Here is a 12705-nt window from a genome sequence, read left to right on the forward strand (position 1 = left end):
GGCGGATTCAGGTTCCTCAGCGCAGATTCTTTTTCACAAGCGGAATAACTTCTTCCTTGAGCAGGCTCATTGATTTTTGCCACTTCTCCTTCGGGTTCCACTCATGCCCCATGGCCAGAAGTACCCCGAATCCCCCGACGAATTCATGAAGCTCTATTATCTTTCTGGCAACATCCTCGGGGCTCCCTACAAGCCACAGGTTTTCGATCATGTAATCCATCGTCACTTCCTGGTCTGACATTGACTTGTCAACCTTAAAAAGATTCAGATTGTCTCTTATCATGGGAACCAGCGTGAAAAAATAATCCCGGAAATCTCTTGCGAGCGTGCCCTCTATCACCTCTTTTCTCGCTTCCTCTGTGGTCTCCGCAACGTAGACATCCCTCGCGATCCTCCATTTTCCCCTCTCCGCCGTTCTGCCGGCAGCATCCGCCCCCTGCTCGTATCCCGCCCAGTGAGACTTCAGCACATCGCGGGTAACGAAGTTTATACTCATCGGTATCCAGTCCCGCTCCCCGGCGGTCCTGAGACTTGCGGAATTCTCCGAGATTCCCGCAACCGCTATGGGAGGATGGGGTTTCTGATATGGTTCCGTGTGCACTCCAAGACCAACTTTTTCCACGGGATCGGGAACCTTGAAACTCCACCGGGAGTTGCCGTAGGTGCCCGGTCTCGGATCGTTCCACAGATTCAGTATCATCTCGAGGGATTCGTTCATAAGCTGTCTCTGCTCTCCAGTTCTCGGGTTTATGCCGAATGCCTCAAAATCTCCGATGAAGCTCCCGGCTCCCACCCCCCAATAGAATCTTCCCTTAAGCAGGTGATCGAGAACCGCGATTCTGTGCGCAAGCATGAAAGGATCATGCTGGGGCAGGCATGAAACACCCGTACCGAAGATTATCCGCTTCGTAAGGGCCGCAGCCTTGGCTATGAAGAGATCAGGGGCCGGTATGTTCTCCCAACCTGCGGTGAAATGCTCTCCTATCCAAGCTTCCCTGAAGCCTATTTCGTCGAGAAAGACCATCTGCTCCATGTCCTCTTCGAGCGTTTCAGAAAGGGGGGAGCCGAACGGATGAAGGGGCATCGTGAAGTATCCAAGTTCCATTTCCGAAACATTATACTTTCTTTGAGCATAAAAAGAGAATAATTCGCGGAGAGTACTAAGACCGTATAGTCTGGCAATTCTGGGATGTATATAGTAATATGATACGGAATTTTTGAATGTTTTAAGTAAGGAGGAAGCACTACAATGTCAGAGAATCTTCCGGGCATACAAGAGACCCGAGAACTTCTTAAGAAGAAAAAAGTGGTTATAGCCGGTGTGGGTGAAACGGAACAGGGAAAAATCCCGGACAAAAGCTCCTTTCACTTCCTGAGCGAAGCTTCAAAACTGGCCATCGAGGACGCGGGGATAGAAAAAGAGGACGTTGACGGCCTCGTAACGGCATTCTCACTAGTGGAACACACCTTTATGCACTGCACCACGTTTGCAGACTACTTCGGCATGAACCCGAGGTTTTTCTCCTCCGTGGCAGTGGGGGGAGCGACAGCGGTGTGGATGGTAGCGGAAGCCGCGATGGCGATAGCGTCCGGACAGTCAGAAGTTGTGCTCTGCGTAAGGGGGGACAACACGCTGTCCGGGATATCGTCTTCGGGGATGCTTGCCCTTATAAGGGAGATGTGCCACGCTGAGTTTGAATTCCCCTATGGACTGACCACCCCTGGAGGATACGCCCTCGCGGCGCAGAGATACCTGCATGACTGGGGAGCCAGAAGAGAGCATCTGGCGGCTGTGGCAGTGACAATGAGAAAGCACGCCGCTGACAAGGAGAACGCAATGAACAAGGATCCTCTCTCGATAGAGGACGTTCTTGGGTCAAGAGTCATAGCTGAACCCCTTACAAAGTATGACTGCTCCATTATCTCAGACGGAGGAGCCGCCTTCATAGTGACTACGGAGGACAAGGCTAAGGAGCTTGGAATAGAGAACGATCTCGCGTACCTGTGGGGAATGGGACAGGGATACTCACATCAGTACCTCACAACCCTCGAGAACCTTGATCAGATATACAACGCAGTTGAGAGATCGGGACAGAAGGCTTTCGGAACGGCGGGGATAGAGCCAAGTGACGTTGACATAGCGTTTCTTTATGATTGTTTCACCATAACAGTGCTCCTTGAGCTAGAGGGACTGGGTTTTGTTCCCAAGGGGGACGGAGGAGCGTTCGCGCTTGAGGGAAGAATGGAGATAGGAAAGGATCTTCCTGTTAACACCCACGGGGGACTCTTGAGTCAGGCACACCTCGGAGCAATGCACCATGTGGTTGAGGCTACGTTGCAGCTAAGGGGAGACGCGGGGAAGAGACAGGTGGAGGACCCTGAGGTTGCCGTGGTGCACGGAAACGGTGGGATAGTGTCTGCTCACAGCACGGTGGTACTGGGCAACCAGCCGCTTAACTAAAACAAACCAAGGAGAACAGAGATGTCTGAAGAGAAAAAAGAATACAACAAGCCGCTGCCTGAGTTCCGGCCGGAGACAAAGCCGTTTTGGGAAGCGGCGAAGGAGCACAGGCTGGTTATCCCGAGGTCCAGGGAGACAGGGGAGTTTTTCTTTTACCCCAGGGCTCTTTCCCCGGGAGGGGACATGAGCGAGGACATAGAGTGGGTGGAGAGCGAGGGACGGGGGAAAGTGTGGACTTTTTCCATACACCACATGGGACCGTCTAAAGCTTACAAGGGAGAGCCTCCCTACGTTGTGGCCCTTATCGAGATGGATGAGGGAGTGAAGATGATGTCCAACGTTGTGGATGTAGATCCCGCTGACGTGTCCATCGGCATGGAAGTGCAGGTGGTGTTCGATGACGTTACCGATGAAGTCACCCTGCCTAAATTCAAACCAGCGGGGTAAAAAGGCGGGGGTCGTCAGTCATCGAGTTTTACAAGTATGTCGTCCCCGTCAATTTTTACCGGGTAAATCTCCAGAGGCTCAACCGCCGGAAGGCAGAGTACCTCGCCTGTTCTGACGTTGAACTCGGCGCCGTGGTAGCAGCAGGTGATGCGCTCCCCGTCAAGGTCGCCGTCTGAAAGAGTAAAGCACTGGTGGGTACATTCATCCTTAAAAGCGTAAAAATTCCCCTCGACCCTGCATATAGCAATCGCTTCCCCGCCGACGAAAAAAGATTCCATTTCTCCTTCAGGTATGTCTGAGACTTCCGCTACTTTCTCGTAATCGGACATAATCCTATCCCCCGCCGCCGTTCTCCAGCCTTCGCTCAAACCAGTCCATCACCACATTCTCAAGAGTTTCTCTCACGGAGTCAATCGACATATGTTCAAGAGTCTCGTTGGTAAAGGCGCGAAGCATTATGATCTTTGCCTTTCTCATGGGGATACCCCTTGAGCAGAGGTAGAAAAGGGCTTCCTCGTCCATCTGCCCGATCGTGGCGCCATGGGTACACTTGACATCATCGTTGTATATCTCAAGCTGAGGCTTGGTGTCTATCTGGGCCGTGTCGGAGAGAAGAAGATTCCTGTTGGTCTGCTTCGCGTCCGTTTTCTCGGCACCTTCGTGAACAAGTATTCTTCCGTGAAAAACTCCCTTTGAGCGGCCGTCAAGCACGCCGTTATAGAACTGGCGGCTGTCGCAATGAGGGCTCGCGTGCTCAACTCGCATGAAGTTGTCCATGTGCTGGCGCCCCTCGGATATAAAGAGGCCGTAAATATCCGAGTTGCATCCCTCTCCCGCCAAAACGGGGTGAACATTGTTTCTCACTATTGCTCCTCCGTAGAGAATGGAGTGGGAAGCGATGTTACTGTTTTTCTGCTGGTTTACCCTCAGGGTGGAAAAATTAAACGCCTTCTGGCTTTCGAACTCAAGCCTGTAATGCTCAAGATTCGCGTCTTCCCCGCAGACAACTTCTGTGACCACGTTTGAGAAGTAAACGCTCTGGGATAGCGATACGTAATGCTCGATGACCTTGGCCTCCGAACTTTGCCCGACTATTATGAGGTTTCTCGGGTTTATAAATAAGGGATGTCCTTCATCTGTTGATAGGTGAAGAACGTGCACCGGTTTTTCAAATACTGTCCGGTCGGGAACGTAAATAAACACCCCGTCTTCAAAGTACGACGTGTTAAGGGAGATGAATGCATCTTTTTCATAATCGGCGTATTTTGCAAAGTGCTCCCTTACAAGATCGCCGTGCTCGCGGATCGCCTCTGATAGACTTTTGACCACAATCCCTTCCCCGACATCTCCCCCGTCTGAAAGGGATGAGGCGAAACGGCCGTTTACAAAGACAAGCCGCAGACAATCAAGCCCCGGGAACCCGTAAGAATTCACAGTCTTTTTAGAAACATCAGAGATTCCATTCTCAGCAATTGAAAAGGAGCCCCTGCGAAGCGCTTCTAGATTGGTAAATCTCCACTCTTCATCAGAAAGCGTCGGAAACCCGAGCTTGCCGAATCCCGAAATCGCCTCCCGGCGGAGATCGGCCACCCACTCGGGGGCATTTTCCCGCCCGCTATCGAGAAATTCAGAGAGTCTCTCGACATAACTTTCGCGCGTGCCGTCAAAAACAATAGCCATCGTATTATGCTCCTTGCCGGTTACCCGGTGCCTTAAAAATCCGAGTAGCCTTTTTCCTCAAGCTCCTGGGCAAGCTCCTTTCCTCCCGATTTTACGATTTTTCCATCGACCATAACGTGGACGAAATCGGGAACTATGTAGTTAAGAAGTCTTTGGTAATGGGTTATCACTATAAAGGAGCGGTCGGAGCCTCTCATCGAATTCACCCCGTTTGCCACTATCTTGAGCGCATCTATGTCAAGACCCGAATCCGTCTCGTCAAGCACCGCCAGTGTGGGTTCAAGTATCTGCATCTGGAATATTTCGTTTCTTTTCTTCTCTCCGCCCGAAAAGCCGGTGTTCACAGACCTCTTAAGAAGATCCTCGTCAATACCGAGTGTCTTCATTTTCTCCCTAGCAAGCTTCCCGAACTCAACATGCTTAAGCGGTTTTTCGTTTCTGTATTCCCTTTTCGCATTAAGGGCTTCGCGAAGAAGATAGGTATTCGCAACCCCCGGGATCTCAACCGGGTACTGAAAAGCTAGGAATATCCCCTCGCACGCCCTCTCCTCGGGTTCAAGATCGAGAAGGTCCTTTCCCTGGAAAGTTATCTCCCCTTCCGTAACCTCGTATGTTTCCCTGCCCGCAAGAACCTGGGCAAGAGTGCTTTTCCCCGAACCGTTTGGACCCATTATCGAGTGGACTTCCCCGGGAGCTACGGTAATATCCATTCCTTTCAGTATTTCCTTGTCATCTACCTGCACATGCAGGTTTTTCACCTCGAGCATGTTTTGCTCCTCCTAAAAATCTTTTTTTCAGAATTCCGGCGGAACCCTTATTAACCCACGCTTCCCTCAAGACTCACGCTCAGCAGTTTCTCGGCTTCGACCGCGAACTCAAACGGCAGTTCTTTGAAAACTTCCTTGCAGAAACCGTTAACTATGAGCGAGACCGCGTCTTCGGCGGAAAGCCCTCTCTGGCGACAGTAAAACATCTGGTCCTCGCCTATTTTAGAGGTAGAAGCCTCGTGCTCCATGTGAGCCGTGGAATTTCTGACCTCTATGTATGGAAAAGTATGTGCTCCGCAGCGGTCCCCTATAAGCATCGAGTCGCACTGCGTGTAATTTCTCGCCTTCTCGGCGCTTTTGCCAATCTCAACAAGCCCCCTGTATATGTTCTGCCCCTCGCCCGCGGAAATGCCCTTGGAAATAATCGTGCTGCTTGTGTTTTTTCCCACGTGAACCATCTTGGTTCCGGTGTCGGCCTGCTGAAGCCTGTTGGTAAGGGCGACGGAGTAGAACTCCCCGACAGAATTATCCCCTTCAAGAACGCAGCTAGGATACTTCCACGTGATCGCCGAACCGGTCTCAACCTGCGTCCAGGAAATCCTGGATGCCCTGCCGACGCATCTCCCCCGTTTTGTGACGAAATTGTATATCCCCCCCCTGCCCTGTTTGTCTCCCGGGTACCAGTTCTGTATTGTGGAATACTTTATGGTGGCGTCATCATGGGCTATGAGTTCAACCACCGCGGCGTGGAGCTGGCTGTCGTCCCTCTTGGGGGCCGTGCAGCCCTCAAGATAGCTCACGTAACTGCCCTCTTCAGCGATTATAAGCGTTCTTTCGAACTGTCCGGTGTTTTCCGCGTTTATGCGGAAATAGGTTGAAAGCTCCATGGGACATCTGACTCCCTTGGGAACATAGACGAAAGAACCGTCCGTAAAAACTGCGGAATTCAAAGCCGCGTAGAAATTATCCCCCCGGGGCACGACCGAGCCCATATACTTGCGCACAAGATCGGGATGTTCTTCCACAGCCTCGGATATGGAACAGAAAATAACCCCTTCCTCGGCAAGCTTCTCCTTAAAAGTGGTAAAGACGGAAACGCTGTCAAAAACAGCGTCAACAGCAACGCCCGCAAGCATCTTCTGCTCCTCAAGAGGAATACCGAGCTTGTCGTAGGTCTCCTTTATCTCGGGGTCAATCTCGTCAAGGCTTTTCGGTCTCGGGTTGCTTTTCGGCGCGGCGTAATAGCTTATGTCGTTAAAATCTATGTCCGGATATCTCAGAAAAGCCCACCGGGGTTCCTTCATCTTCTTCCAGCGCTCATACGCCCCGAGGCGCCATTCGAGAAGCCACTCGGGTTCGTTCTTCTTCGAGGAAATCATCCTGATGACGTCTTCGTTTAAACCCTTGGGGGCAATCTCCTGCTCTACGTCGGTTACGAATCCGTACTTGTATTCCTCCTGCGCGAGTTTTTCAAGGTCAACGCTCATTAAGAAAATATCCTCCTGCTAGTGTCTCTTGCCGCCCCGAGTTTCATTCACCATGTCCCCGATAGTAGTATCTTCAAGAATCCTTATCATGGACACTTTGAGCTTATCCCAAAGAGGAAGCTGCCCGCAGTTTTCATAGAGGGCGCAGGGACCGTCGTCGTCCATGCAGTCTACTATCCTTATTTCCCCTTCTATGGCTTCGTATACCTCTCTCAGGCTGAGTTCGTGCGGGGGCTTGCGAAGCATGTATCCGCCCTCGGGCCCCACCTTCGACCTGAGTATTCCGCGATTAACAAGCCTTCTCATTACCTTGGCCAAGTAGTTCTGCGGAATGTGCTGGGTTTCGGATATCTGCTTCATGCTGAACTTAAATCCCGGATTGCCTCCCATATGGATAAGGCATCTGACGGCGTAATCAAGAGTTCTGCTTACCTGCATAACGTTATTCTAAACTTTGTATATCCATAAAATAGCTATCTAAGTGGTAATCATTACCATTATTCAAGCAAAGTCAACTTGAAGAGAAAAAGAAAGTCTTTCTAAATAACTTCAATAGTCCGCTTCCAGAACTGTAGCTATTAATGATGCGTATCCGAGTACTTATCCCTGAGCTTTTTATATTCCACTTCGGATAAATTTCTGGACTTATCAAGAAATATGGCGACCGCCCAGATCGTCTCGTCTTCGTGCGTGGGTCCGTAAGCGGGCATTCCGGTCATCTGAACCCCGTTTTTCGTGACCCAGAAGATGTCTTTTAGAGAATACTCATACAGTTTTTCTTCAGGGAATTTGGGCGGAGGCGGGAAAAGGCCCTTACCAGTCGGTGAAGGCTCGACGCCGGGCGCTCCGTGGCACTGAACGCACATGTGCTCATATTCCTTAAAGCCCTTCACATACATATCCTTATCATTAACGTCGTAGGGAATCGTGAGACCCGCGGAGTTTCTTTTTATAGATCTCTCGGCAATGCCGTGAAAAATCGTGTTTACAATCGCCGGGTGTGGTTTTGTAGCCGAGACATCGTAACGTTCGAGAACAAAATAAAGTGCGGCGGCTATAATCAAAACCGCTATCAGTAATTTTTTTCTTCTAAACACTTTTTCAATCATCTTAATACCTCTATCGGTAAATCCACCTGAACGTAGGATTCACCTAATCTGGTTCGTAACTTCCCGCATGAACAATCAAACTTTATAAAAGCAAAACCATCCACAAACGAGTAAGGCAGGCAGCTTGTTAAAGGGCAGAATCTACCGAGATATTCTGGACCATCAATATCTATATTAAGAACTATTTGTCAAGCGGACTAGAGAGAATATTTTACCGTAAACGACATCGTTATTTCGAGAAAACCACTTCCTGAACTGAAATCCGAGCGGAAAAGACGTCGTCTGTCAGGAAGCGGTGGAAGCGTAGATGAAAAGAAGCACGATTATCACGACGACTCCTCCGACCATTGCCGCCGCGTAATACCTGAGCAGACCGGACTGAAGAGCACTAAGGCGTCTCGAAGTATCTCTTACAAAATCGCTCAGCCCGTCAAGCGAGCGGTCTATTACGGAGAGATCAAAATCCGAAGACAGCTCCGAAATATAGTTAAAAGGACGCACAAAAACCGCATCGTATATCTCATCCACGTACCACTTGTTAAAGGATCCTCTGCGAACCGCGTCAGCCGCTTGGCCAGAGACTATGGCAGTTCTGCCCTGCCCACGGTAATAAACCAGAATACCAGCCACTATCCCCACAAACGCTGCCAGCACCGAGAACCCTACAAGAGTCCAGTGGCCAAAATAATGGGAGTAGGCGTGTTCCGCACCATAGTGTACTACCACTGAAGAAGAGAGGAACTTCTTAATAAGATCGGTGTAATGAAAACCCGCAACCTCGCCCATGAATCCTGGCACGCCAAGAAGGCCTCCAAAAATGGAGAGAACCGCGAGAATCACAAGAGGTACGGTCATCACTGCCGGGGATTCGTGCACGCGGCTTTTCGTCTTGTAATCCATTCTAGCCTCTCCCTCAAAGGTGAGCACATACAGCCTCGTCATGTAAAAAGCGGTCAGCACGGCCGTAAGGAGCCCCACTGCCCAGAAAAACGTATGGCCGCCGTCATAAAGCGAAGCCAGGATCTCATCCTTGCTGAAAAACCCCGATAGAAGAGGAAAACCGGAAATCGCAAGCGTCGCCACAAGGAACGTAACGGCCGTTACGGGAATCATTCCGCGAAGTCCTCCCATTTTTCTTATATCCTGCTCTCCGGCCATGGCGTGTATAACGCTTCCCGCCCCGAGGAATAGAAGGGCCTTGAAAAAAGCGTGGGTGACAAGATGAAATATCGAGAACACGTATGCTCCCGCTCCCGCAGCCATCAGCATGTACCCAAGCTGGCTTACTGTCGAGTACGCGAGCACCTTTTTTATGTCGTTCTGGGTGATCGCTATAGTAGCAGCGAAAAACGCGGTGAACGTTGCCACGACCAAAACGACGCTCAAAGCCACAGGACTCAGGTCAAAAAGCGGCGAACAGCGGCTCAACATGTAAACCCCGGCGGTAACCATTGTTGCGGCGTGGATAAGGGCGCTAACGGCGGTCGGACCCGCCATCGCGTCCGGGAGCCACACGTGAAGCGGGAACTGCGCTGATTTCCCGACGGCGCCGACAAACAGAAGAAGTGCCATGGCGGTTATAAGCGACTGCGAAACGCCTGAAACAAAAGCCGGATCCCCGAGCTGGGAAAAAACATCCTGATAGTTAAGCGAGCCGAACACGGTAAAAATAAGGAAGATTCCGAGAATAAACCCGAAGTCTCCTATCCTGTTGACTACAAAAGCCTTTCTTCCCGCATAAACTCTGAACGAGTCCTCGTACCAGAAGCCTATAAGCAGGTAGGAGGCAAGACCCACTCCCTCCCATCCGACAAACATCATGGGAAAGTTGTTGCCCAGAACCAGAACGAGCATGAAGAAAACGAAAATGTTCAAATAAGCAAAATACCTCGCGTAGCAGCGGTCGTGGTGCATGTACCCTATCGAGTAGACATGGATTAAAAATCCCACCCATGTCACAACAAGGGCCATTACGGCAGACAGCGAGTCAAAAAGAAACTCGAAACCGATGGTAAGAGTGCCCGAGAGCATCCAGGTGAAAAGCTCGGTCGTGATGGGTTCCGCTCCCGCGGGGCTCTGCGAGAGAAGATCTAGGAAAAGCCGCGTGGATAAAAGGGCGGAGACCAATATGGTCGCACACGCCACCGTCCCCACAATCCTGTCTCTTGAGTGTCTTGTGATCCCGGTAAGCTTTTCGCAAAGACCGGTGGCGAAGAAAAGCCCGTTAAAAAGGGCTCCCGCAAGCGGCGCAAGAACTATTAGAGCAAGCACTCAGGCAAACCTCCGAAGATAAACTAACCCCTAAGCAGTTTCAGCAGATCAATGTCAAGGCTCTCTCTCTGCCTGTAAATCGATACGACAAACGCGAGGCCAACAGCAACCTCTGCAGCCGCAACCGTGACTGACATGAGCACGAACACATGTCCCGTGGCGCCTTCATAGAGCCTTGAGAAAGTAACGAAAAGCAGATTGCACGAGTTAAGCATAAGCTCAAGGCACATAAGCACGACAAGTATGTTCTTTCTTGTAATGACGCCGTAGACCCCTATGGCGAAAAGTACGCAAGCCAGAACGACGTAGTGAGTGACCGTGATTTCCATCTTACGATTCTCTCACCTTGGCTATGACCAGAACACCTACCATGGCTACGACCACAAGAACCGAGGTAAGTTCGAACGCGAGCAGGTAGTCGCTGAAAAGAGATCTCCCCGCATGGGCGACGGTACCGAAATTTTCGGGGTCCCCGAGTTCCGGGAAAACGACCGGTGAAGAGAAGAAAAGCCTTGAGGCTAAAAGTCCCACAACGGCAATGAAAAGGAAAAGAAACGTCATCCTCTTCGGTATGTTCATACTGTCAAACCTGAGCTCGCTGTCCCTTATATTGAGGAACATGACGGTGAAGAGAAAGAGCACCATTATCGCCCCCGCGTAAATCAGTATCTGTATCGCCGCGATGAAATGGGCGTGGAGAAGCACAAAAAGCACCGCCGTCGAGAAAAGGGTAAGAACGAGCGAAATAGCGCTTGTAACGGGGTTTTTATGGCTCACAACCATAATAGCCCCCAAGACGGCAAGCACAGAAAAAATATAAAAAAGGACCGTATGAGACAATGGGGTTTTCCGGAAAAAGGTTTGGCAATGATTATAGTTACAATGCCCGCAGAGTCAAACTTCTGCGCCAAGGCCTATCTGCTTCTCGAAACTCCCGTTTTCGGGCAGTAACCGCTTACGGGACAACGGCTGCAAAGAGGAGATAAGGGCCTGCATATCTGCTGCCCGAGGGCAACGAGAAGAGAGTTGTACTCTATCCAGTGTCTGCGGGGCAGTTTCTCCCGAAGAGCCATCTCGGTTTCGTAAGGACTTTTGGTGTCCACGTACCCCCACCTGTTAGAAATCCTGTGCACGTGAATATCAACGCAGATGGCGGGTTTTCCGTATCCAAGAGAAAGAACCAGATTGGCCGTTTTTCTCCCGACGCCGCGGAATTCTAAAAGCTCGTCCATACTGTCCGGAACCCGGCCATTATGTTCGTCTATCAGTTTTTCACATATCCCTATTATGTTCTCCGCCTTTACCCTGTAAAAACCGACTGGATATATGAGTTTCCTTACCCTTTTTTCCCCAAGCTCAAGCACGGCCCGAGGAGTTGAGGCTTCTCGGAAAAGCCTCGCTGAGGCCTCGGCCGTGGTCTCGTCCTTGGTCCGCAGACTCAGCACCGTCGAGATAAGAACCCTGAAAGGGCTTTTTGAGGAAACGGCCGTAAGCGTAACTATGGGAACGTTCCATCCGGCCGCTTCTTTTCTCAGTATTCCCAGAACCTTTCCGATGTTTTTCCTTTCAAGTTTTACGGTCATCTTGATCGGGAGCGCATCCCTACTGGATTCGTGAATCTTCTGTGCTGCCAGTGCACTTGGTCCCTATATCCTCCCATTTCTGAAAAAACACCTTAAGCGCAAGCTCGGCCTCGCCGAAATCCGACAGGGAAATAAGCTCCAGAATTCTCGCGACTTCCGTTACGCTGTTTTCATTTTTCAGAGTGTAAGGATGTATGTAATTGCAGATGTCGCCGTAGTTGAGCACCATATAGCTCTGCGCATCGAACTGTACAAGCCATTTTCTAAGGTCCTCGAGACTTCGGTCAAGATTGCGGAGAAAAACTTTAAGGGGATTCGCAGACTCTCCGGATATCGTTTCCTCGATTCTCTCCCGCGTAGAAATCAGTCTTTTTTTCGATTGCTCAAGAGTTGAGTTGTAATGAATCGAGTTAAAGCCCCAGTGGGTATAGAAATTTTTCCTCCCCTCCTCTGAGAAAAGGAGAAACCATTCAAACGGAATAACGTTTTCGGACGCAAAGCAGTTAAGGGAGTCTGAAGTGGGCGCGACAAAATAGTTGCCGCTTTCATCCTTCATGAAAAGACAGTCGGGCAGATCTTGGTGAGGCAGATTAAGATGGTCGGAGAGCGCTTGGCGAAACACATTGTACTCATTTCCGAACCATATCCCGAAAGGAGAAGTGGGACCACCCCAGTAACGCTCGTAAAACTTAAGATACTTCCTCCAGTACTCGGATTTCTCCCTGAAAGAATCCAGAGGTTCGTACACTATAAGAGTACTGGAAGGCATTGCTTTATATTAGAAAACATGTTTACGGAAAAATCAATTCGGGCACAAAAAAAGAGGAGGGGTAACCGTTACCGGCTTCCCTCCTCTTTCACTTATCACAAGCTTCGTGTCTACTGACACAAGCTCTTCTC

14 protein-coding genes are annotated in these 12705 nt (G+C 50.3%); 2 read left to right on the forward strand and 12 right to left on the reverse strand.

Annotated features, from left to right (window positions below; translation table 11 throughout):
• Positions 1–16: 16 nt before the first annotated feature.
• Entirely contained in the window at positions 17–1105 is a 1089-nt protein-coding gene (locus tag F4X55_00550) for an LLM class flavin-dependent oxidoreductase (protein ID MYC39500.1), read from the reverse strand.
• A gap of 144 nt (positions 1106–1249) precedes the next feature.
• Between F4X55_00550 and F4X55_00555 the strand changes: the two genes are divergently transcribed.
• A complete protein-coding gene (locus tag F4X55_00555; GenBank protein MYC39501.1) occupies positions 1250–2461 on the forward strand; it encodes a thiolase family protein in 1212 nt (403 codons plus the stop codon).
• Between the two features lie 21 nt (positions 2462–2482).
• A complete protein-coding gene (locus F4X55_00560) occupies positions 2483–2908 on the forward strand; it encodes a Zn-ribbon domain-containing OB-fold protein (protein MYC39502.1) in 426 nt (141 codons plus the stop codon).
• A 14-nt stretch (positions 2909–2922) separates the two neighbouring features.
• On the opposite strand, the gene F4X55_00565 is transcribed toward F4X55_00560, so the two are convergent.
• From F4X55_00565 to F4X55_00615, 11 genes are all read right to left on the reverse strand, one after another.
• Positions 2923–3237 (reverse strand): non-heme iron oxygenase ferredoxin subunit, encoded by a 315-nt coding sequence (locus F4X55_00565; protein ID MYC39503.1) that lies wholly within the window; start codon positions 3235–3237, stop codon positions 2923–2925.
• A 4-nt stretch (positions 3238–3241) separates the two neighbouring features.
• A complete protein-coding gene (gene sufD, locus F4X55_00570) occupies positions 3242–4588 on the reverse strand; it encodes a Fe-S cluster assembly protein SufD (GenBank protein ID MYC39504.1) in 1347 nt (448 codons plus the stop codon).
• Positions 4589–4620: 32 nt separating this feature from the next.
• Positions 4621–5355: a Fe-S cluster assembly ATPase SufC gene (gene sufC, locus F4X55_00575; GenBank protein MYC39505.1), complete on the reverse strand. Its 735-nt coding sequence runs from the start codon at positions 5353–5355 to the stop codon at positions 4621–4623.
• 50 nt (positions 5356–5405) lie between these two features.
• The gene (gene sufB, locus F4X55_00580; GenBank protein ID MYC39506.1) at positions 5406–6842 is read right to left on the reverse strand and encodes a Fe-S cluster assembly protein SufB; all 1437 of its coding nucleotides are present in this window, start codon (positions 6840–6842) and stop codon (positions 5406–5408) included.
• A gap of 18 nt (positions 6843–6860) precedes the next feature.
• A complete protein-coding gene (locus F4X55_00585) occupies positions 6861–7280 on the reverse strand; it encodes an Rrf2 family transcriptional regulator (GenBank protein ID MYC39507.1) in 420 nt (139 codons plus the stop codon).
• Positions 7281–7420: 140 nt separating this feature from the next.
• Positions 7421–7951 carry a cytochrome c gene (locus tag F4X55_00590; GenBank protein MYC39508.1) on the reverse strand — a complete coding sequence of 177 codons (531 nt, stop codon included), beginning with the start codon at positions 7949–7951 and terminating at the stop codon, positions 7421–7423.
• A gap of 285 nt (positions 7952–8236) precedes the next feature.
• Complete coding sequence (nuoL, locus tag F4X55_00595; GenBank protein ID MYC39509.1) at positions 8237–10222, reverse strand: NADH-quinone oxidoreductase subunit L; 1986 nt, start codon at positions 10220–10222, stop codon at positions 8237–8239.
• A gap of 23 nt (positions 10223–10245) precedes the next feature.
• Entirely contained in the window at positions 10246–10551 is a 306-nt protein-coding gene (gene nuoK, locus F4X55_00600; GenBank protein MYC39510.1) for an NADH-quinone oxidoreductase subunit NuoK, read from the reverse strand.
• Position 10552: 1 nt separating this feature from the next.
• The gene (locus F4X55_00605) at positions 10553–11062 is read right to left on the reverse strand and encodes an NADH-quinone oxidoreductase subunit J (protein MYC39511.1); all 510 of its coding nucleotides are present in this window, start codon (positions 11060–11062) and stop codon (positions 10553–10555) included.
• Positions 11063–11136: 74 nt separating this feature from the next.
• Complete coding sequence (locus F4X55_00610; GenBank protein ID MYC39512.1) at positions 11137–11805, reverse strand: endonuclease III; 669 nt, start codon at positions 11803–11805, stop codon at positions 11137–11139.
• A gap of 19 nt (positions 11806–11824) precedes the next feature.
• Complete coding sequence (locus F4X55_00615; protein ID MYC39513.1) at positions 11825–12574, reverse strand: hypothetical protein; 750 nt, start codon at positions 12572–12574, stop codon at positions 11825–11827.
• Positions 12575–12705 lie beyond the last annotated feature (131 nt).

It is taken from the genome of Candidatus Dadabacteria bacterium (assembly GCA_009840385.1).
Classification (GTDB): domain Bacteria; phylum Desulfobacterota_D; class UBA1144; order Nemesobacterales; family Nemesobacteraceae; genus Nemesobacter; species Nemesobacter australis.